Source organism: Flammeovirgaceae bacterium SG7u.111, assembly GCA_034044135.1.
Taxonomy (GTDB): Bacteria; Bacteroidota; Bacteroidia; order Cytophagales; family Flammeovirgaceae.
Genome location: CP139021.1, coordinates 1,877,208 through 1,898,967 on the forward strand (window position 1 = coordinate 1,877,208; position 21,760 = coordinate 1,898,967).

17 protein-coding genes are annotated in these 21,760 nt (G+C 37.4%); 4 read left to right on the plus strand and 13 right to left on the minus strand.

What is annotated here, in order from left to right; all coding sequences use genetic code 11:
• Positions 1-56 precede the first annotated feature (56 nt).
• The gene (locus tag R9C00_07430) at positions 57-626 is read right to left on the minus strand and encodes a dihydrofolate reductase family protein (GenBank protein WPO37277.1); all 570 of its coding nucleotides are present in this window, start codon (positions 624-626) and stop codon (positions 57-59) included.
• Positions 627-920: 294 nt separating this feature from the next.
• Positions 921-1,823 (minus strand): LysR family transcriptional regulator, encoded by a 903-nt coding sequence (locus R9C00_07435; protein WPO37278.1) that lies wholly within the window; start codon positions 1,821-1,823, stop codon positions 921-923.
• Between the two features lie 93 nt (positions 1,824-1,916).
• Here R9C00_07435 and R9C00_07440 point away from each other — a divergent pair, with 93 nt between their 5' ends.
• Complete coding sequence (locus R9C00_07440; GenBank protein WPO37279.1) at positions 1,917-2,513, plus strand: NAD(P)H-dependent oxidoreductase; 597 nt, start codon at positions 1,917-1,919, stop codon at positions 2,511-2,513.
• 144 nt (positions 2,514-2,657) lie between these two features.
• Here the strand turns inward: R9C00_07440 and R9C00_07445 are convergent, their stop codons facing one another.
• The 9 genes from R9C00_07445 to R9C00_07485 all read right to left on the minus strand — a co-directional run bounded on the left by R9C00_07445 (position 2,658) and on the right by R9C00_07485 (position 13,484).
• The gene (locus tag R9C00_07445) at positions 2,658-3,152 is read right to left on the minus strand and encodes a hypothetical protein (GenBank protein WPO37280.1); all 495 of its coding nucleotides are present in this window, start codon (positions 3,150-3,152) and stop codon (positions 2,658-2,660) included.
• Positions 3,153-3,496: 344 nt separating this feature from the next.
• Complete coding sequence (locus tag R9C00_07450) at positions 3,497-4,603, minus strand: acyltransferase family protein (protein ID WPO37281.1); 1,107 nt, start codon at positions 4,601-4,603, stop codon at positions 3,497-3,499.
• A gap of 89 nt (positions 4,604-4,692) precedes the next feature.
• Entirely contained in the window at positions 4,693-5,568 is an 876-nt protein-coding gene (locus R9C00_07455) for a LytTR family DNA-binding domain-containing protein (protein ID WPO37282.1), read from the minus strand.
• Between the two features lie 862 nt (positions 5,569-6,430).
• Positions 6,431-6,946 carry a hypothetical protein gene (locus R9C00_07460; protein ID WPO37283.1) on the minus strand — a complete coding sequence of 172 codons (516 nt, stop codon included), beginning with the start codon at positions 6,944-6,946 and terminating at the stop codon, positions 6,431-6,433.
• 284 nt (positions 6,947-7,230) lie between these two features.
• Positions 7,231-7,872, minus strand: a complete 642-nt coding sequence (locus tag R9C00_07465; GenBank protein ID WPO37284.1) for a DUF1801 domain-containing protein — start codon at positions 7,870-7,872, stop codon at positions 7,231-7,233.
• A 142-nt stretch (positions 7,873-8,014) separates the two neighbouring features.
• Positions 8,015-8,596, minus strand: a complete 582-nt coding sequence (locus R9C00_07470) for a hypothetical protein (GenBank protein ID WPO37285.1) — start codon at positions 8,594-8,596, stop codon at positions 8,015-8,017.
• A gap of 207 nt (positions 8,597-8,803) precedes the next feature.
• Positions 8,804-9,874 carry an HNH endonuclease gene (locus tag R9C00_07475; protein ID WPO37286.1) on the minus strand — a complete coding sequence of 357 codons (1,071 nt, stop codon included), beginning with the start codon at positions 9,872-9,874 and terminating at the stop codon, positions 8,804-8,806.
• 349 nt (positions 9,875-10,223) lie between these two features.
• On the minus strand, positions 10,224-10,850 hold the full coding sequence (locus tag R9C00_07480) for a hypothetical protein (GenBank protein WPO37287.1): 627 nt from the start codon (positions 10,848-10,850) through the stop codon (positions 10,224-10,226).
• A gap of 705 nt (positions 10,851-11,555) precedes the next feature.
• The gene (locus R9C00_07485) at positions 11,556-13,484 is read right to left on the minus strand and encodes a prolyl oligopeptidase family serine peptidase (protein WPO37288.1); all 1,929 of its coding nucleotides are present in this window, start codon (positions 13,482-13,484) and stop codon (positions 11,556-11,558) included.
• Between the two features lie 559 nt (positions 13,485-14,043).
• Between R9C00_07485 and R9C00_07490 the strand changes: the two genes are divergently transcribed.
• Positions 14,044-15,435: a glycoside hydrolase family 28 protein gene (locus tag R9C00_07490; protein WPO37289.1), complete on the plus strand. Its 1,392-nt coding sequence runs from the start codon at positions 14,044-14,046 to the stop codon at positions 15,433-15,435.
• Between the two features lie 8 nt (positions 15,436-15,443).
• On the opposite strand, the gene R9C00_07495 is transcribed toward R9C00_07490, so the two are convergent.
• Together R9C00_07495 and R9C00_07500 are read right to left on the minus strand one after the other, a co-directional pair.
• Positions 15,444-15,926, minus strand: a complete 483-nt coding sequence (locus R9C00_07495) for an HXXEE domain-containing protein (protein WPO37290.1) — start codon at positions 15,924-15,926, stop codon at positions 15,444-15,446.
• A 34-nt stretch (positions 15,927-15,960) separates the two neighbouring features.
• Positions 15,961-17,793 carry an alpha-amylase family glycosyl hydrolase gene (locus R9C00_07500; protein ID WPO37291.1) on the minus strand — a complete coding sequence of 611 codons (1,833 nt, stop codon included), beginning with the start codon at positions 17,791-17,793 and terminating at the stop codon, positions 15,961-15,963.
• Positions 17,794-18,085: 292 nt separating this feature from the next.
• Between R9C00_07500 and R9C00_07505 the strand changes: the two genes are divergently transcribed.
• Positions 18,086-20,488, plus strand: a complete 2,403-nt coding sequence (locus R9C00_07505) for a TonB-dependent receptor (GenBank protein WPO37292.1) — start codon at positions 18,086-18,088, stop codon at positions 20,486-20,488.
• 42 nt (positions 20,489-20,530) lie between these two features.
• A complete protein-coding gene (locus tag R9C00_07510; GenBank protein ID WPO37293.1) occupies positions 20,531-21,757 on the plus strand; it encodes a DUF4374 domain-containing protein in 1,227 nt (408 codons plus the stop codon).
• Positions 21,758-21,760: the final 3 nt, after the last annotated feature.

Sequence of the window (21,760 nt, forward strand, 5' to 3'; positions counted from 1 at the left end):
TTGGCCACTACCAAAAAGTGAAGGTCTGATTTAGTGGATCATTGTTCTTTCCATTTCTATTTGTCAAGTTCGTAACAAGTTAGAGTGATTCCGCAGTCAAATTGTTTCGCTGTTTTTAATTTCAGTTTTAAATTCTTGTCTAAACCTTTAAAAATTGTCATTCCGTTTCCCATTGCTGTCGGATTGATAAATAAATGAAATTCGTCTATCAGTCCTGCATTTATGAGTGCAGTTACAAAAGTCCCACCACCGTAAACTATTATGTCTTTTCCGTTTTGGTTTTTAAGTTTATTTATTTCTTCAACCAATTCTCCGTTTGCAACGTCCGTATTTTCCCATATTGATTTTTTAATTGTCTTAGTAAAAACAATCTTTGGGGTTGTTGCATATTTTATTCCTCCTTCATATTCTGGATTATTCGGGTCTTTGGCAACATTTTCCCAATGAGGAATAAAACCTTCTGCAAGTTTTCTACCTAACAGAATAGTGTCAACATGTTCTGTAATTTCCCGAACATAATTCATGATGTCATCTGTCCAAGGAAATTTCATCCAATCCATTTCTCCATTTTTTCCTGAAATGAATCCGTCAATTGTTATTTGTACTTGAAGTTTTAATTTTCTCATTATCCATTTTGTTAATGTATTTTATCCTTTTTGCGGTTTCGTTTTACAACGGTCTCGTGTATAAGCCGTAGCGAATTTTAAACCACTAAACTGTCAGATAGCATCGACCATTGATTTATAGTTTTCTGTTTCAAATTAGCACTAAACCTGCTATGCATTATACATATTGTGTGCGCCTTGAATGGTGAATATAGCTCATGAACTTGAGTGTTCCAAAGGCACGCCCAGTGAGGCGCACCGTAGGCTTATGGGGCATGCCTAGTGGCTCTCGGCGCCTACTCGATTGTACTGCGTTTATTTCATTTTTGATGTGAATATATTCTTAATCGTATCTAATTCCTTTTTGTATTTCATATCTGTTCTTGAAGCAAAATATAAGGTGTTTTCCGTTTTTACTTTTCCTTCCCAAACTAAATTTATTTCATTTCTTAAGATTTGTTCTTGACATAAAAAATCTGGAACTAATGCAAGTCCGTTTCCATTGTTTAAACATCTAATAATAGAAGTAATATTCGGTAAAATATAGTTTGGTTTGAAAGCAGGTTTCTTATTAAAATTCTCAAACCAAAAACGTCTAAAATGTTCCATTTCATTTGATGAACTATACCAAACATTTTGAAGCAGTTCGTCTTCTAACTTACTTAAATTTTTTGATTTAATGTGTTTTTGTATTTTAGTTATATTCGTTTTATTTCCAGCTATTAAAACGATTCTTTCTTTTGAAAATGGAATATACTCAACTAGTGATTTTTTTTCATTCTGCTTTTTAGGTGTTATTACTAAATCTAAAATTCCATTGTTTAGGTCTTTTATTAAATCTGTATGTGCTCCAAATCTAGCTACTAAGTCAAAGTCTAGTTTTGGAATTTCGGGTTCAATAATTAGTTGAAACATTTCTGAACACATTCCAATGTTTAGAGATGGATTTTTTTCTTGAGTTGTTTTTTTAAAATGCTGTTCTGCTATTTCAAGTTTTTTTAAAGATTCAATAATATATTCATATAAAAATTTCCCATCCTCTGTTGGAATCATTTTTCTCGAAGTACGTTCAAATAGTTTTTTGCCAACATAAGCTTCTAGTGCATTTAAGTGTACACTAACTCCAGGCTGGGACGCATATAAAGCAATAGAAGCTTTAGTCAAAGTTCCGTTTTCATATATTTCTTTAAATGTTCTGTACCATTCTAAATTTACCATAGCTATTAAAATATTGATACAAAGGTATGATTTGTATTATTTTTACAATAATAAATATTGCTTTAATTTTGCCTCAAATAAAAAAAGAGACAAATGAAAAATATATTTATAATTAATGGAAGTCATCCATTTGCACATTCTGGCGGAAGATTTAACGAAACACTTTTCAATATTACTATTTCATATTTTGATACGCGTGAGGAATTTGACGTGAAATTTACCCAAGTGGGCGACAATTATAATGCAAAGGAAGAAGTAGAAAAATTTAAGTGGGCAGATATAGTGATTTATCACACGCCAATTTGGTGGTTTCAAATACCTTTTGGATTCAAAAAATATATAGATGAAGTTTTTACGGAAGGTCATCAAAATGGAATTTACGCAAGTGATGGAAGAAGCAGAAAAAATCCAAACATCAATTACGGGACTGGTGGTTTAATGCACGGAAAAAAATATATACTTACTACAAGTTGGAATGCGCCTAAAACCGCATTTACTTTAGAAAATGAATTTTTTAATCAAAAAAGTGTAGATGAAGGTGTCATGTTTGGGTTTCACAGAATGAATGCTTTTACAGGAATGGAATTATTAGCAACACATCATTTTCACGATATGGAAAAAAATGCAGATGTTCCTTTTGAGTTGAATAATTACAGTACTTTTTTAAATGATTTAATAATTAATTTGTAATTATCTGGTTTGGTTGCGAAATGCAGTACAACGGTCTCGTATAACCGTCAGTTACGGGTTAAAGTACGCAAATTTTTCGGTTTAGAACTGGTATTAGCAATTCCGAGTGGATTCGGACGTAGTCGAATCCACTCGGAATTGCGGTTATACATTGTTGTGTCCAAGTTCTTGTTCTGTTATGATTCGTTTTCTTTCCGCAATTCGTTTCTCAAATTTTGGGTTCAGTTCAATTCGGCTAATAAATTCAGATTCAAAACTCCCAATTGTTATGAACTCAAAGTCTATAAAAAAGAAGTGTTTTAATCCGTTTTGTTTCAAAATCAAATTACGATTCTTCTCCGGCAATCTTTGGATTTCGAGCGTGTCTGAAATCGGTTTCTCGAATTGATAAATTCTTAATTGTCTATTATTCAGTTCAAGTATTTTTTTCAATCCGCTCAAGTCGGTTTGAACATCCATTTCCATTTGACGAACGGACAGATTTTTGAATTCAGTTCCGTTTTGTATTTTCAAATCCGTTTTCCACCATTCAATTACTTCGTTCGGCACAAATCTGTGGATAAAGATTGAGTCTAAATCCTTATCAAAGAGTTCCCAAATTTCTTCATTAGATTCTATTTCAAATATTAGTTCTTGCATTTTCTCAAATTGGGTACAACGTCTAGTATAAGAAACGTAAGTGATTTCGATGCACTTACCTGTCAATTTGCACTGAGCCAAATTTGCGTTTTGACACAAATTTAAGACATTAAACAAACCCGCCAAATCGCAGATGTGACGGGTTTGTTTAATGTGCAAAAGCTCTGTAAAACACTGAACCACTTATGTTTTTTATACATTGTGTGCGCCTTGAATGGTGAATATAGCTCATGAGCTTGAGTGTTCCAAAGGCACGCCCAGTGAGGCGCACCGTAGGCTTATGGGGCATGCCTAGTGGCTCTCGGCGCCTACTCGATGGCAACTGGCTTTTATCCGGGAGTCTTTTATTTATTTTTCATTCCGAAAAGCACTCTTGTAACTTTAAATGGGTAAATGAAAAAGCAATAAATTAACGCAATTATTAAAAAAGAACTAGTTAAAAGAATAACAATCTTTAAGGGAATATTTAAGTCAAGTTGAATGATATAATATCCCAAAACTACTATAACTGTTTGATGTAAAATATAAAATGGATAAATCGCTTCATTCATTTGTCTTAGGTAGATACTTGGTCTGTTAAAGTAAACCTGTCCGTATCCCAGTATTGCCAAAATAAAACTCCATCCTAATAAACAGCACAACCCATACCAAATATCCCACCGAACAGAAAGACTTAAATAGGGTTCTATAAGATTATTTGGGATAAAATAGTAACTATAAAATAAAAGTGAACTAACTATAAGAACAACTACGTGAAAGTGTCTAAATCTTTTCAAGTTGTCCCAAAATATTTGTGAAGACGCAAACAAAATACCAACTATAAAAAAGTAGGTATAAAAAAATGTTTCGGAAAAATTTGTCAGAGAGGACGAGCCTGTTGGGTAGTATCTTTTAAGTATTATCGTTCCTAACATTAAGGGCAATCCTCCTAATAAAAGCCCAATTTTATATGATGACATTTTCTCAAACCAATTCCTAAGAGCTATAGATTTTTGAGACCTAAGAAAAATTATTAGAGGAATTACAAGTATAGAAATTATGTAAAGATTTTCTATAAACCAGAGATGGTTTGTTTCAAACCGCCCTTGTGTATACAATTGCCAATAGGAATTAAATTCATTAATATATTGATAATAAGTCTGTGGCGGAACAATAAATAGCACACCAAAAAGTAATGGAATTAGCAATCTACCTGTACGCTCTTTTAAAAATTGTTTCCAAGTTCGCTTAGAAAATGCGAGAACTGTTCCTGTACCAGATATCAAAAATAGTAGAGGAAGTCTAAATTGCTCAAAGTAAACCATTATATCGTCTAATAATTTGCTAGATTCAGCATTCATAATATGAAAGCCATCTCCATTAAAAGGCATTCCTATATGGTGAAGGTAAACCGCCAAAATTGCGATAACTCTTAACCAATCTAAATCGTATCTTCTTTTTGAAATATCCATTAATTTTGTTTTTTGGCAATAATAAAAACAAAATCAGCGTGGTTTTTTGTCAAGTGATGGATTGCAATAGATAGTGACGAAATGCAAGTTTAGTCTCTTTTGAGTTTTGCATAGGCTTGGTTAAACTCTTCAATTTTTGAACGAGAAACAGGGATTGTTTTTTTAGAATAGTTTTTTAAATGAAGCACATACCCTTGGGCATTTCCAGAAACAGACTCAATGGCGTTGAGATTTACGACATAAGAGCGGTGGGTTTTAAAAATGAACGGATAAGAGTTTAATTGATCAGCAAATTCTTTCAAGGTCAGTCTTTTTAAGTCTCTTTTATAGTCATTTGAATGATCGCAAAATACTTCTAGATAGTTGCCATCCACTTTTGCATAAAGAAAAGACTGAATATTTAACTTAAAACCCTCTTCTATTATTGGTGTAACAATTTGAGCAGTTGTATTGTTTTCATTGTTACAATGTTGGTTTACAGGTAATTTTTTTAAATCATTTGAGTGCTTGTTAATCATACGCTGCAGATTTAGTGGTAAAATAATTGTCAACAATAAAATACCGACTAAAAAAGCATTTCTTATCTCCTCCCAAAAGTAGTGTAAAGACCAGTTATCGGGATTTGTATAAATAAAATCTCGAATTAAGAAGCTAACAAGACCTATAAGAAGCAGGATTACTGCCAAATGAAAAAACTCCTTGCCTAGAGTCCAGTTTTCAATGTTTTTTACCGATTTATTGAGCAAGAAAAAATAGGCGAAAGCAACAGGAATCGGTATAACTGAATGCAATACTATAATCAATAAGTTATCTATTTTATGTTCGTCAACATTTACAATAAATGGTTCAAATAAATAAGTAAAAAGAAAACTTGCTATTGCAATAAAACAAAGAAATATTAATGCTTTTTTTAAGTCCTCATAATAAAATGGATATGGCTGTTTTAGATAGGTGCTAAATGTCATTAATTTTCTTTGGTTAATTCGGACTGTTTTATTCAGGCTTGTTCGTTAAGATATATGATTTACACAAGTTAAAGATTAGTGTTTACACTAAATTAGTTTCTAACCTTGCATACTGATCTTTGTTTTTTAAGTTGGTTTAAAAATACATTCCGATAATACACTCTCCAAATTTCATTGCCCACAGGTTCTACTCCCACAAATTTTCCTTTCAATGCCGCGGTTAGATAAACCTAATAATATGACTTCCATCGGATGGAACCATTTTGAGTTACTTTAAGGGTTTTCCAGTCATGGTAATAGTGAATAGATGACAATAGACTTTATACCCCATTAGGAACTTACCTTTGTAGTCAGCTGACCAAACTTCATTACACTCTTTAGGGTCGAAAATAGGGAAGAGTGGCTTAAGCCTTCTCATTCTTTTTTTAATAGATACTAACCCATTTTCTTCGAACCGTGTATTAATTTGTAGGCAGTAGGCCTAGAGCTTTCGAAGCTTTTACATAAACCTGTTATGGAGTATTTTCCTGTTCTCCATTCACAGATAAATTCAATTTTTTGTTCTATAGTTGTTGTTTCTTTCCAAGGTATGTCCATCCAATTTTTATGGATTTCTACGTCTAAAAAAGTGTAAAGCATGTCCCTTTACCGTACCCTAATTATCGCTAACGTTAAATGTATGAATCGTAGCTTTGGTCTGTGCGTTTGCCTTGCATGGCTATGCATTATACATATTGTGTGCGCCTTGAATGGTGAATATAGCTCATGAACTTGAGTGTTCCAAAGGCACGCCCAGTGAGGCGCACCGTAGGCTTATGGGGCATGCCTAGTGGCTCTCGACCGCCTACTCAATTGTGTGTAGTTATTTTTTTATTTCATTTTTTAAGTCCAACAATTTCAATTCTTTGTGGTAGTTCTCAATTCTTGAGTGTGCATTTCCGTCAATTATTAAAATGACAATTAACATTGAAATGGTTGTAACACTAATTGCTCTCCAAGTTGGTGTATTAATAAATAGAATTAATAATGCTGCTACGATAATTAATATTGGAACTACTTTAAATACAAATATAAATTGCTTTAAAGTGCTTTCAGAACGTTCAATTTCTGACTGATAAAAGGCAGTTTCATCAGTATTAAAATCCTTATCAAATTGTTTAACCCTTTGAATATTGGTGTAATTAGTACCGCTGCCAATTATTAATAGTAATATACCTGCTACTAACGTTGGAATGATATAAGCCTTTGCTAAATCTGTTTTTCCTAATTGCCAAAATCCAATACTTGCGATTAAAAAGCCAATCGCGAAGAAAATAAAGAAACGTGTTGAGAATACTTCGGCTTTTGCCCATTCGATTGCTAGCTTTAATACGTTCATAGTTTCATTTTTTAATTCTGACTAACGTTTTTTTAAATCATCACAATATCAGGCGTTTACAAATCTTTCAAATTACTCCAAATTTTCATTAAAAATCTAGCTAAACGTTAGCTTCGGAAATTAATCCAGATTTCCGGGATATGGGGAATTACACACAACGGTTTTGTGTATGATTTGTGGGACTTAGAATCCGTAGGATTTTCAGTTGCAGCAAATCAGTTGTTTAAAGATATAAATGTAAGTAGGAGGTTAGTATGGGTTATACATGTTGTTGTGCAACGTTTTTATTTTTCCAATTGTTTATGCGAACCGTCACAATTAGGCATTCGTTTTGATAATCCACAAATACAATCATTTAATCCTTTACCGTTAAAAATTCTATCCATATTTTTTTCTATTCTAGATATTCGAGTTTTTGATTGTTTTGATTGTGCAAAGTGTAAAAGATAACCTCTTTTTCTACCTTCAGTTAGATTATTAAAGGCACTTTCAAAGTTTGAACTTTCTTTGAATTTTGTCATTAGTTCTTCAGGAATCTCAAAGTCAGATGTTTGCTTTTTCTTTACTTTTATTCCTGCTTTTTCAACTTCAACAGCTTCAAAAATATAGGCTTTTATCTCAGCCGTCATGTTTTCAATCTCGCTAAAATGTGTAAACCTTATTTGACGTGTTTCCTGTACGTTTTTCGTTTGCTGGATCAATATATTATGTGTGTCTTTCAGTAAAACACCTTTGAAGAAATTAAGTGCACAATATTCTTTAAAACCATGTATAATTAAGATATTGGACTTTTTATTTGTGTAACAAGGGACACCCCATTTTAATTCTTCAGTTAAGCCGCAATCCAGAACTAAACTTCTTAATATCTCCATTTCTTTTTGCCATTGGACGGCATTGCTTAAAAATTCATCAACCTTTGGATTCATATTTTTCTATTTCGAATCTTTCTTAAATGTTGCACAACTGTTCGTGTGAGGATAGTTGCGTGATTAAGCAACTAACTTAGTAAAAATGGAACGAACCAGAGGAAAATCCGCAGGATTTTCCGAGTAGGCAGGAACCAAGTAATTATTTTATACTTTGTTGGGATTTGTTTTTATATTCATTTATTATTTCGTCGTCCCATACTTGGGCTTCAATATATTTATCATATTTAAACCTTTCTTCTGTCAAACATTTTTCATCCGATGGAACTCCGTATTCATTTATAAGGTCATTCATTTCGTCTAACAAGAAAACCTGTCCGTTACAATCTTTTCTATAGGTTTCAAGTTTTGGCTCATCGTAAAATTGAAATGACACCATACTATCGGGATAAGTAAAACTTATGTATTCAGGCTTAAAGTCGGTTAAAGGAATTTTTATAACTCCTGGCTTTACATACCAAGATTTTGCCCAATCACATTCTCCCAAAGTAAAATAAAAAGGGTCATTTCTATTGGGTTTTCCTCCTTTTAAAATTAATTTTTCTTTAATTCTTTTTTCTAATGCTAATCTTAATTCAATATAATCCTTGGGTCTTTTGCTATTCCAACCTTTTGAGATTTGACTTTGGATTTTTTTAGCTTTTTTATAACCCTTTTCAGTAATATTACGGAATGGCCCGTTATCGAATTCGTAATAATGAAATAAGAATTTCGGTATAGTCATATTATTTTCTTAAATAAAGCCTAACGTTAAATGTATGAGTAGTAGCGGACTACAAAGCGGTTTCGTATCAAGTTACTAAGTAGCCAAAGCTGCACTTTATCTAAATAGTCAAATCGGCAGATTTGGCGGGGTTGATTAGAACTACTTACGCCCAAATACCCACAGAAACCGCTATTACTTATACATATTGTTGGGGCGTCGTGCTTTCTATTTCTCCTCATCAGGTAGAAAATTTGGTTTATAGTCCTCCTTTGTATACTCCTGCCAATACCAATTACTTGCAAATGCATAGTCTTTATTTTTTAAAAAATCTTTTTCCTCAATGTGTTCTGATGTTCCATTCATAAACTCTGTTCCGTCTCCGACACATAAATTAGATAATATATAATCATACACTTTCAAACCTAGTTCAGATGGTCCAGGAAGAACAATAGCAAATTGTCTTGAAATACTTTTTGTCTCTAATCTGAAAATTACAAGAAAACAACGAAGTTCTTTTGGTAATGTAATAATATTAATGCCTTCCATCTGTTTAGGAAATTCATACTTAATCCAAAATACATCTGGAATTATTTTTTTGTCTGGATTCAATATTTGCTCTCGAATTTTATACAATGCTCCATTAATATAAAATCCATTTCCAAGCACAGAATATGCTAATAAGTAAGCAACTCTAAGCAATGCAATTTCAGCTCTCCTTTCGTTTGATGTTTTTTTAAATTTCAAGGAAAACGGGAGAGTCTTAAAACCGTTGTCAAATACCTTATCTGGATAAAACAAAGGGTTGTAAATTGTTCTTGGTGGTATTAAATCTTCATTGAACTTTTGGGCTTTAATTGGATTTGAACGATTCGTTTGTACTTCTAATTTCAACTTTCCTTCTTTGTCGACCTCTACAGTTCCATTTACTTCATTCCCATTAAGCTCAAATGTTGTGTCTGTTTTTGAGTTTGGCAAAAAAGAATGTGAATCTAATTCCAGAAGCCTATTTAATAGGTGATTATCCAATTCATGTCCACTTCGAGAATTGCATGTTTTACATGTTAGAGTAAGCGGTTTACCACCCAATGATTTAGGAGGTACATCTTCAAGTGTTAAATAATTGCTCAAACTTGAATCAAGGTCTTTTTCATAAAAAACCTCAAAGCACAAAGGGCATAGATATCCATTAGAAAAGTCAGGTTGAAAAGATATAGAAGGATGTTCTTTTACCCATTCCAAATTTTGAGAGAACAACTCAAATATTTTTTTCTTTTTATCTCTGTTTTGATTTGCCATTACTCTAATCTAAATGTCTCTGCCTTGCATGCGCCCCAACTTGTTTATATATGCAATTGCACATATATCCCTTATATTTATCTCCTTAAATATAGTACAGAAGAGTTGGTTTTTTGAGTGGAAACCCTAAAAGGTTATATAAAATAAGCGTTTCATAGATCAGAGGACATTATTAACTGATGTTTTGTCTTTCCATCCTTTTTCTTTATTGAATATACAAATAACCTATTTTTCAACCAAAAATAACCGTAAAGTTATACGTTAGTTAAACGTTTAATCCTACGGTTAATAAGGGTTTTAGCTTGAGCAATGCTATTATTCTAACTAATGGTGTTACTAGGCTTGGCGGCTACTTTGTTTTTGGTGTGATATTTAGCTTTTTCCAAGACTTTATCATCCCGCTAGTGTTGGTGTACCATGTATAGAGTTGCTGGGCATTGGCTTCGTAGATGTTTTGCGCTTCGCTTCTTTCCTCTTCGTCTGTTTCTTGGACTAGCTTAAGGCTTACCATTTCTTTATAGAGCTTCATTCCCTCGCTGATGTATTCTTTGGTTATATTTGACGCTACGTAGTGTTCGAGCAAAGCTGCATCGTTGAGGATAGCAGAATAAAAGTTGAAAATCTGCATGCGTCGCTCAGCATATTTAGATTTTCTTATACCTTTGAGCTCTAGCCTTTTTATGATCATTACATCTTCTTTAAATAGCTTTTTTGAGATCTCGATCATTTTACCATAATGCTTCTTAAGGGCATCAATGGCTTCATTGAGGGCTGAAGTGGCACTCATTCTACGTCCTTCTGCCGTAGTTTCTACTTGCTTTAGCTCTATTGTTTTGTTGTAGAGCTTCAGTGCATCTTCAAACTGTTTTTTGGTGAAACCAGCGGCAATTGCCGTCTCCAATTCTTTTGGGCGGTTAAGTGTATGGTTTATAAAGCCCCATACATCTTCTAGTACTTCATTAATTGTCTTGTTCATGCTTAAAAAGAGTTTAGTTTAACATAAATTAGACTACAAATAAAGCCGAGCTGACAACGTAGAACCGTTCGCTTTTCCTATTTTTCTTCTCTATGTAAGAATAAGCTTGGTAGTGAGTGTTTTATGGCTTGAAATAGCAGAAGGGTGTTCTCCTTTTTTTGTCGAGAAATAGGGTTCTGAAGGGATTTGGCAAGTAGAGAGCTTTAAAAGTCACTATTAAAAATCCCTAATTATAGTGAGAGGAATTAAATCAAGAAAATGTAAGAGATGTTAATGGTTAGCCAAGAAACAGGGGGTGTTTTTGATTTTTCTTTGTTATTCTTAGCCGAATTTCAATTTCATTTGTTGAAATACCAATATTCTTTGGTAAGTATCCATAATACCAAATATCCATTGGTATCCTTTGTTTAAATATATCTTTATTCTACCGAAATAGGGTAATTATTTGTTCGAATACCAAATATTCTAGAAGAAAAAGGGCAATATTTACTTCAAATGCGAATATCCCCAAATGAAATGCCAATATACCTTATTCAAATGAGTAAATCCCTTGTTTAAATATTTAAGTCCTTTGTTGAAATGTATTTATTCCCAAATATTATTTGGAAAGGCGGAGTTAGCTATCACGCTATAGTAGTGAATTTTACAAAATAAAGACCTTGCACAGGGCAAGGTCTTTCGGTAGTCATCAATTACTCAACATCTTTACATTTGTTGTTCTTCTGTTTCCTCAGGTACTTCTTTTTTGAGGTATTTATCGAGGAAGGCGAGGATATCACCATAGCCTTTGATGCGGTTTTCCTTTTTGCTGAAGCCATGTCCCTCATCGTCGAAGACTACATATTCTACAGGCACGCCATTATTCTTAACTGCTTCCACTATTTCGTCCGATTCGGCTTTGAGCACCCGCGGATCGTTGGCTCCTTGCAGCACCATCATCGGTTTTTTGATGTTTTCCGCATGGAAGAGGGGAGACTTGTTGTAAAGGGCAATGGAATCTTCTCCATAGGGGTTGCCCATCTCTTCGTACAGCGCATCTTTGAACGATTCCCACCAAGGCGGTATGCTCCTGAGCGTTCTTATCCAGTTGGTTACACCAAAGATATCTACACCCACTTCAAACTCGTCTGGGGCGAAAGCCATTGCTGCTGCGGTCATGTACCCACCATAAGATCCCCCAATGATACCTACTTTTGTAGTATCTACATAGCCAAGCGATTTGAAATATTCCTTCGCCCATATGCAGTCTTTCAAATCCACATCTCCGTGCTTTTGATCATCCATTTTATTAAATGTTTTACCGTATCCGCTGCTTCCTCGGTTGTTTACACCGAGTACTACATACCCGTGGTTGGCAAAATATTGCATAATAGCCGAATAGTTAGCACGGGTTTGTCCACCTGGGCCACCATGCACCCATACCAAAGCAGGAACTTTATTGTCTGCTGTAGCATTGTGAGGTTTGTATAGGATAGAAGGGATTTCCAAGCCATCGAACGATGGATAACGGATTACTTCTGCCGTTACCAAATCAGCAGCATTGATTTCTGGGTTTAGCGTATTGGTCAGTTGGCTTGCTTCGGTTTCCCCCATTTTTCCAAAGAACAAATTGCTTGGCATGTTCGATGCCCCGGCATAAAAAGTCAATACTTCTTCATTATCGCCAATATTCACCGAGGTAATATCTCCGCCTTCTATGCTAGGGAATTGCACCTCTTTTCCAGATGCTATTTCAAACACTTTGATGCTGTTCCTGCCATCTTCGTTGATTCCGATGATGCGGTATTTCTCATTGAAGGAAGAGTAAGCATACATCACATCCCAGTCGGCTTTGAAAACTTCCTCTTTTTCCCCACTTTCCAAGTCGTATTTAGCCAGATACATGTATTCATTGCCTTCGTTGGTGGTAAAGTAAAAGGTTTTGTTATCGAGACTAAATTCTGAAGCCGAATAGCTGTTTCCGTTGGCTGGGGCGAGCAATTTCATCTCTTTGGTTTCAGTATCGTAAATGTACAGCTCATTGCTGCTGGTAGTAATGGTTTTTGAAAGGGCAAAATAGCGCTTGTCGTTGGACATACCTGTAAAATCCATGCCTGCATCGTTTTGGTAGATCATGGTAGGTTCGAAAGTCTCGATGTCCATTTCATATACATCCACAAATTTGTTGTCCCGCTTGTTTGAACCAAAAAAGAACCCAGTTCTTTCCCTGTTCCAGCCATAGAAATTGGAGCGAGCACCTTCCCAAGGAGTAAGGTCGCTGACTTCTCCTTCGGGTGTTTGCATAAAAATGTGGTTTATTTCGTCCCCATTGTTGTCGGCACGGAAAAGAAAACGGTCGTCGTGGGGGAAATAGGCTGATGCAAACACAGTTTGGCTGTCCGATTGGGTGAGCTGTATAGGTTCGCCACCTTCTATAGGAACGCTGTACACATTATAGATCCCAGACTCATCGCTGGAAAACAAAATCTTGGAATAATCGTGGGAAAAGGAACTTCCCCCAATACTTGTGTTACCAAAAAATTGCTCGATGGTATATTCCTGTACCATCTGGGCTTCTTCCTCTGGTGGGGCTTGCTTACTACATCCCCAAAGGGCAAGAGCCATCAATACGAGTATGCTTAAGTTTACTTTCATTATATATAGGTTTTATTGAATAATTTAATATGCTTGATGAATTACTAGGTGTTTTAAGTAGGTGAACATAAAAAACCATATATTTTGACTATTTCTTTTTCTGCTATGCTTTGTTGCAAAATCATTCCGTAGCTGGGCTATGCAAGGATTTTTTGCCTTGCCTAACGAAAAAATAACCGCATCCAAATATATGTTTACTTATGTCCACCTACTTAATGAGTTTTTACCTCTTTATAGATATTGCTGAAGGTTGTTGGTTACGAGTTACTGGTTTTTTACTTAATAAAGCATAGTTTACTTCTGCTTGGTAAAATCATCTAAAGCTTAGTTTATTACCTATTAAATAGTGTAGCGAAGTGTATTTGTGAAAGCTTCTGGATAGATAAAGTATAGGAAGGGAAGTGTTTGTATGGTTCAATTTATGAAAAAGGAAGAGGGAAACAAATAGTAATATGACAAATGGGGCAAATCATTGGTGTATGGAAGTAAGGAGGAATATCTGTTAGCTTTTATATGTAAGTTTGTTGTAGTCACTTTATTCGGAACCAAAATCAATAAAATGAAGATGAAATCGAAATTGCTTTTCTTCTACCTACTTATTTTTAACTTTTATTTTTTATCATCTTGCCAAACCAATAAGCCCCAAGAAGCTCTCAAAGAAACTCTTGCAGAGGAGGTAACAATTGAATCTGTTTTAGCCCAAATCTCTGAGCCGACTATTCCTTCAAATGCCATTAACCTTACTGATTTCGGTGGGGTGGGAGATAGTGCCACGAATAACCAACCTGCCTTTGCAAAAGCTATTGAGGAATTAAAAAATAAAGGAGGAGGCAAGCTCATTGTCCCTGCGGGGAAGTACATCGTAAATGGCCCTATCCATCTTATCAGCAATATGGACTTGCATTTGGAAGAAGAGGCAACGTTGCTCTTCGGTTCGGATGCGAAAGATTACCTGCCTGTAGTGAAAACCAGTTGGGAGGGGACGTTTTTATACAATTACAGCCCATTTATCTATGCATTGGAATGCGAAAATGTGGCGATTACGGGAGAGGGAACAATAGACGGAGAAGCCTCAGAAACTTGGAACACTTGGCGCGATAAGCAGAAGGAAGATCAGTTGCTAAGCAGGGAAATGAACCATACGAATGTGCCCATTGAGAAGCGTGTGTTTGGCGAAGGGCATTTCTTGCGTCCGCAACTTATCCAGTTTTTCGATTGCAAAAATGTAAAAGTAGAAGGGGTTACCATCGAGGATTCGCCTTTCTGGTGCGTGCATTTGCTCCGCTGCGAGAACGTGATCGTGAGAGGGGTGAAATACAATGCATTCAACAAGAACAATGATGGCATCGACCCGGAATATTCTCGCAATGTGCTGATCGAAGATGTCCAATTCAACAATTCTGATGATAACGTGGCGGTAAAAGCTGGCAGGGACGATGAAGGAAGGGCTTCTGAAGTAAGGTCGGAAAACATAGTGGTGCGAAATTGCCATTTCAAGGGCTTGCACGCTATGGTAATTGGCAGCGAGATGTCGGCAGGCGTGCAAAATGTGTTTGTGGAAGATTGTACGTTTGCAGGCTATCTAAAAAGAGGGATTTACCTAAAATCCAACCCAGATAGGGGCGGCTTCATGAAAAATATTCGTGTAAAAAACGTGGACTTTGGGCTGGTAGAAGATTGCATTTACATCACTTCTTTCTACCACAACGAGGGCGAAGGGCATGCCACGGAGATCAGCGATATTTACTTTGAAAACATCCATTGCAACCGTGCGACCAACAATGGAATAGTGATTCAAGGCTTCCCAGAGATGAAAGTCAGGGATATTCATTTCACGAATGTGCAGATAGACACGGCAAAAAATGCCATGAGCATGACCGATACCGAAAACATCATTGTCAGCGATCTGCTCATTGGCGAACCGGCAAACCCTCCTTCTGCGGTGAAGTAATATGGTTCTTATTTCAAGATATTCCCGATTTTGAGAAAAACAAAGGCAAGGATCACCCCGACCAAACCTCCTGATACAATCGCTACAATGAGTTGGCTTTGTGTGAGAAGGTTTTCTTTTTCGAGTTCGAGCAAAATGAATAATGCAAGGGGAAGGTTGATCAATATTCCTGTGATGACCCCAGGTGCGTACTTCTTTAAATAAATGGTAGCGATAAGGTGTGGGAAGAAAACATTTAGGAGGATCATTCCTGCAAATCCGGCAATTACCCAATAGTAAAGGCTTTCGGAGGGGTATAACCCATCAGCATAAACGCTTATGAAACCAAGCAAGGTAAATAGGCTTACCGCTATGGCAAATTGCTTGGTGATAACGGGCTTATGAAAAGAAGGAGGAATGGATTTTGTCCATTTTTCCATACCAAATACCTCTTCGAGGTTATGTAGTGCAAATGCAAACGGAAGTAGCGCAACTAATGTGTGTAGGTTCATAAGATAATTAGGTTAAACCCTTAGTCATTTACCATCAACTTTGTACAAATACCTTCCCGAAGTTAGAAGGGACGCTTAGCGTGACCCATTCATAATCTGAAACGACCTCAAGGGTTTCTCCATCTTTATTTAACTGTTCTATCCAAGTTCCTTTGCGTAGGTATAAGCTAAGCTCTTTGTTGCCTTCGCTAAAATTGATCAATACCAATACATTTCCTGTGGAGTAGTTTTGGTCTTTTATTCTCAAGAATGCGACAAGCCCGTCGTATAAGCGAGATTCTTTATCATAGAAATACGAGAACCTGCTCCGAAGTGCTGGTAGCTCTTGCCTAAGTTTCCCCAATTTGCGGTAGAGGTTTACGAGCGTCCTTCCGCTTTCTTCGTAGAAGTAATTCCAGTGCAACGGCCTTGCGGCAAGCACCCGAGAGCCGCCATCGTCGTGCTTGCCATAGATTTCCCCAAATTCTTGCCCCTGCCAAATCATGGGGATGCCCTCGGAGGTGAGTAGGGCGATAGCAAAAGGTTGCAGCCTATACCATTTGGAAATATCTCTTCCAAAGAGATCGAAACCGCCGTGATAAGAAGAGTGCTGACCGCTCAGTAGATACATTAACCTGCTTTTATCGTGGCATTCGATGAATTGGATAGGTGCAACAGGAAATTCATCCATTCCGTTGTCGTAATTGCTGGGCCAGTTGTGGTTAAAGTCTATCAGCAGCATTTCATCTACAAAAGCCCTTGGGACTTGCCCATAGTTCTTGATCATATCTTGGGATAACAGCATCGGTTCCCAGCGCTTGCTGGCGCTTGTGTAGGTAGTTTCCAATATCTCTTTTGGGCGGGACAAATACTCCGCTGCTTGGATGATTTTAGAATGTTGTGCGTTTTGAAACTTCGGAATAGTTTTGCTGTACTGGTAAGTTTCGTACACCAGCTTTGCATATCCGATGCCCATAGGTCCGTCGTAAATCCCAGGCACGTAATCATAGCGGAAACCATCCATGTGAAATTCTTCCATGAAGTATTTGTTAACGGCTAAGAAATATTCGAAGGTGAAACTCTTGTTAAAATCCGTGCCGACCCCAAACATGTCCTCGGCAAATGGCCCAATCATTGGGTTTTCCTCGCCTACTTCCCAATACACTTTTTTGTAGCAAAACTCATCGTGCATGTGGGAGTACACCGCATCGTGGATCACCGCAATTCCATTTTTATGGCATTCGTTTACAAATTCTTTTAGTCCCGTTTGCCCTCCGTAGCGTTCTTCTATGGCAAAATAGCTCATAGGCATGTACCCCCAGCGGTAGGGCTCGGGAATATTTGTTACGGGCATAAGCTCAATGCAATTGATATGGAGTGATTTGAGGTATTCGATTTTTTCCAATACTCCGCTAAAGTCATGGGCAAAGTCATCTACCATCATTTCATAGATCACCAAGTCATTGACATTGGGCGGGGTAAAACTTGCGTCAGTCCAAGTGAATTCTTCATCGGTTTTGTACGAAAAAGAAGAGTAAGTTCCCGTGCCGCTTTCCTTGGAAAAAGGATCAGAAAAGGATCTGCACTTTACTACATTATTTTTCAAAAGGCGGAAACGGTAAATGTATTTCCCAGCTTTTCCCAACTCGCCATAAGCAGGGTTTTCTTGAAAAGCATTTTTATATTCCCAGATTCCTTTAGCTTGATCCACATTGATTAGCTCCATGGGAAAAGCAGGAATGGCTTCCTTAAATTGATCATTGGAGTGGATGATATCGGCAAAAAGCCTGTATCCTTTGTCACTGGTAATGTTGGGCAAAAAAGCTCTGATGGTAATTTCAGTAGGAGAGACGCCCGAAAAACTAACTCCAAAGTCGGTTGGATTCATGATAGAGAAGATTTTTAAGTTTGAACTATATGGTAGTAAATGCTGGGGGCTGGCGCAAGAATTTTGACTACAAGATAGGCTACAAAACTAATTTCTCAAAGGAAAAGCAATGTTATAAAATGTGTTCTTTACCAATCTGCCCTTTATATAAGTCACTGCCAAGTGAATTTAAGTTCTCACCTTCAGGCAGTTTGAATTATTTTATTTGGAATTGATCTAAATAATTTTCCATCTCTCGATTTTTGCTCTAGATTTGCATCTGTTTATAATAAATCTAAATTAAAATAAGACTTTGAAACAGTACACCAAACTAGCTGTGCTCCTTTGTATATTCATCTGTTCCTCCAAGTTACTTTGGAGTCAAGGCACAGGTAATTCACGTGTGTTTGGAGAGGTCTCTTCAACTTCTGGGGAGCCTCTGACAGGTGCAACAGTCTTGCTCAAAGGCACGGACAAAGGTGTGGTCACGGATGTGAAGGGGCAGTTTGAGATAAAAGGTGTTGGTGCTGGAAGTTATGTCCTTCAAGTGAGTTTTGTAGGCTTTGAAAGCCAAGAGAAACCAGTTCAAGTGAAGAAATCACAAAGCTTGGAGATAAACATTAAGCTGCAAGAAACATCAATGGAGCTTGAAGGGGCGGAAGTTGTGGGGAAATCCATGGTGCGGGAAGTGAGTGAGCAAGCTTTTGCCGTTACGGCTATTTCTACCAAAGAACTTTACAACAGTACTGCCAATGTAAAGGGCGTATTAAACCGCGTTCCGGGTGTCAGGATTTTGGAAGAAGGAGGAGTTGGTTCGGATATCAGTTTTACCCTCAACGGGTTTTCTGGCGATCAGGTGAAGTTCTTTATGGACGGCATCCCCATGGATAATTTTGGCTCATCTTTGAACCTGAGCAATATCCCGGTGAATATGATCGACCGGGTGGAGGTCTATAAAGGCGTAGTGCCCGTTTGGTTGGGGACGGATGCACTTGGTGGGGCGGTGAATATCATTACCAGCTCAAAGCAAAACTTTTTGGATGCCTCTTATTCGATCGGCTCGTTCAACACGCACCGAGTTTCGCTAAACGGCGCATATACGAACCCCCAAAATGGGTTTATTGTAAAGGGAAATATCAATTACAATTACTCTGACAATAACTACAAAGTTTGGGTGCCGATAGTGGAGGGAAACAATGTAGTGGATACTGCCGATGTGGAGCGCTTCCATGATCGATACCGCTCGGGCATGATCAAATTGGAAACTGGCTTAGTGAACAAAACCTTTGCCGACAAGCTCCTTATCGGAATCATTGCCTCTACTGATGACAAGCAAGTGCAGCATGGGGCGACCATGAGTTCTGTATATGGCGGCATCCTGCGCAATAGCCAATCCGTGATTCCGAGCTTAAACTACAGCAAGGAAAACCTTTTTGTAGAGGGCTTGAATGTGAGTTTCCACGGCCTTTACAACGCTACTAAAAATGAAGTGATAGATACGCTGAGCGGGGTAAGCTATAATTGGTTGGGGGAAGCAACGGTAACGCCCGGCTCTGATGACGGGGAATTGTATCGCACGTTCACCACCATGAACGACGATGAATTTAATAGCCAGTTCAACGTGGGTTACACTATTAGCCCTCAACATTCTCTTGCCTTCAACTATTCTTATTCTTATTTCCACCGAGAAGCTTTTGATACTGAGCATCCTGATAACATTGAAAACCAATTTCCTAAATTGCTCCACAAACAGGTGGTAGGCTTGGCTTACAAATTCGATCTGAACCAAAAATGGAGCACAACGCTTTTTGGGAAGTATTACTTTTTGAAGGCGAAGACGAGCAAAGAATTTGATTTTGCACAGGAAACCCAGCGAACCGAAGCATTTGAAACCAACAAAAACAATTTTGGATACGGACTTGCCACTTCTTATTTTTTACTTCCAAAGCTGCAATTCAAAGCTTCTTACGAGCATACGTATCGCATGCCTTGGGCAACGGAAATATTTGGGAATGGCTTGTTTGTAACGGCTAACCCTGACTTGGGACCAGAGCAAAGTGATAATATGAATTTGGGTTTGGCATATCGCTTTAAGCTAAATGCTGATCACCAGTTCACCCTCGAAAACAGCTATATCTACCGCAAGGCAAATGACCTTATTTACCAAGTGGTGAAAGTTTCCAGCCCCGAGACCTATTATGAGAATTTGGCGGAAACCCGCACGCTCGGCGTGGAAGGAAGCGTCAATTACCAATGGAAACAAACGCTGCGCATTGGGGCAAATATCACTTTCCAAGACATTACAGACCAAGCCGATTTTGTATATAATGAATCATACACCAACACGGGTTACCAAAAGAACTTCCAAAAAGGGTACAGACTTCCGAATACTCCGTACTTTTTTGGAAATGCCAATGCGGGGCTTTCTTTCAAAAATGTGCTTTCTGCAGGCTCGCTGTTGAACTTCAACTACTATTTCAATTTTGTGGAACAGTACTTTTTGAGCTGGGTCGAACTGGGCTCTAAGGATACCAAAAAAGTAATTCCCCAGCAAACTTCACACGATTTGGAAGTATCCTACAGCTTACTTGACGGGAAATATAACCTTTCGCTAGAATGCCGAAACCTGGCCGATGCAAGGCTTTATGATAAATATTATTTACAAAAACCTGGACGCGCTTTTTATCTCAAGGTGAGGTATGTGCTAGGTCAATAATCAATGATAGTTTTACAACTTTTAAATAAACTTTTAAAAAAAATGACTTCATCTAGAAAATTCACAAAGTTTACATTTTTGTTTCTAAGCATTATTGCTTCCATTTTTATTGCAGGTTGTAGTGATGAGGACAACGACGACCCTATTGATCCATCTACAGAAGAAAAACCTTTCGTAGTTTCTTTGGCAATACAAGGTAGCGACAATTCTTTCACCTACTACACGGTTCCTTTCGCAGATGTGATGACGGGTTCTTTATCAGCCGTTGGTCAAGGAGTGGAGCAGCCAGGTTATTATGACTTCACCCAAATAGATGAAACGATATACAGCATTGGCGGCCTAGATGACGTCAACGTAGTGGGCATCACTCAAAATGAAGATGGTACACTTGCTCAAATTGGTGATATTTCGTTCGATAACAGCCTTTCTGATATTGTGAAAGGTGACGACAACACGCTTGTGGCGTTGGAATTTTCATCTTCTTCAGACCAAGTAAAATTCCATACGATTGATGTGAACACGGTTGCTGTAACCAATACGGTGCAGCACCCAGTTTCTGATCTTACTAGTCTTTCGGCTCCTTCTTACTCAGGGATGCGCGTGAGTGGCGATCACTTATTTTTGAGCTATTATATAAGCGATCCTTCTACTTGGGCAACAGATTATACCGATACTGCTTGGGTAGCTGTGTATTCGTACCCTGAGTTGGAATTCCAAAAAGTAATTACCGATACCCGTACGGGTTCTATTGGTGGGTTCAACGTAAAAGCAGGTTTGATCAAAGATACTAATGGCGATATCTATGCGCTTTCCCACTCTAACCCAGCAAACGGCTATAGTCAAACAACAAAAGGGGGAGCAATCTTGAAGATCAACAGCGGGGAAACAACGTTTGACCAAGATTATTTCTTCGATATTGAAGCGGCAACAGGAGGTTTCAATACTGCTCACTTAAAATACTTAGGCAATGGTAAAGCTTTTGCCGAAATCAACATGGCTGCAAATGCCGAACAAGAAAGATGGTCTGACGGACCTTTGCAATCTGCGGTGGTTGATCTTTACAACAAAACGGTAACGTTTATCGAGGGAGTGCCAGAGCACGCTGGCAATGGCAGAAGGTTGGCATGTCTTTACGACGACGGTTTCATTTACCTTTGCATCCCTGAAGATTCGGGCATATTTGTGTACAAAATGGATATTGAAAACCATACTGCAACCAAAGGCGCTGAAGTAGAGGCTAACTTTGTGGCAGGGTTCTTCAAATTTTAATTT

Coding starts and splice junctions, on each gene's coding strand:
- R9C00_07445 (WPO37280.1), bottom strand. CDS start 3,152: ATGCAAGAACTAATATTTGAAATAGAATCTAATGAAGAAATTTGGGAA.
- R9C00_07510 (WPO37293.1), top strand. CDS start 20,531: ATGACTTCATCTAGAAAATTCACAAAGTTTACATTTTTGTTTCTAAGC.
- R9C00_07430 (WPO37277.1), bottom strand. CDS start 626: ATGAGAAAATTAAAACTTCAAGTACAAATAACAATTGACGGATTCATT.
- R9C00_07500 (WPO37291.1), bottom strand. CDS start 17,793: ATGAATCCAACCGACTTTGGAGTTAGTTTTTCGGGCGTCTCTCCTACT.
- R9C00_07460 (WPO37283.1), bottom strand. CDS start 6,946: ATGAACGTATTAAAGCTAGCAATCGAATGGGCAAAAGCCGAAGTATTC.
- R9C00_07465 (WPO37284.1), bottom strand. CDS start 7,872: ATGAATCCAAAGGTTGATGAATTTTTAAGCAATGCCGTCCAATGGCAA.
- R9C00_07480 (WPO37287.1), bottom strand. CDS start 10,850: ATGAACAAGACAATTAATGAAGTACTAGAAGATGTATGGGGCTTTATA.
- R9C00_07490 (WPO37289.1), top strand. CDS start 14,044: ATGAAGATGAAATCGAAATTGCTTTTCTTCTACCTACTTATTTTTAAC.
- R9C00_07435 (WPO37278.1), bottom strand. CDS start 1,823: ATGGTAAATTTAGAATGGTACAGAACATTTAAAGAAATATATGAAAAC.
- R9C00_07475 (WPO37286.1), bottom strand. CDS start 9,874: ATGGCAAATCAAAACAGAGATAAAAAGAAAAAAATATTTGAGTTGTTC.
- R9C00_07455 (WPO37282.1), bottom strand. CDS start 5,568: ATGACATTTAGCACCTATCTAAAACAGCCATATCCATTTTATTATGAG.
- R9C00_07450 (WPO37281.1), bottom strand. CDS start 4,603: ATGGATATTTCAAAAAGAAGATACGATTTAGATTGGTTAAGAGTTATC.
- R9C00_07485 (WPO37288.1), bottom strand. CDS start 13,484: ATGAAAGTAAACTTAAGCATACTCGTATTGATGGCTCTTGCCCTTTGG.
- R9C00_07440 (WPO37279.1), top strand. CDS start 1,917: ATGAAAAATATATTTATAATTAATGGAAGTCATCCATTTGCACATTCT.
- R9C00_07470 (WPO37285.1), bottom strand. CDS start 8,596: ATGACTATACCGAAATTCTTATTTCATTATTACGAATTCGATAACGGG.
- R9C00_07495 (WPO37290.1), bottom strand. CDS start 15,926: ATGAACCTACACACATTAGTTGCGCTACTTCCGTTTGCATTTGCACTA.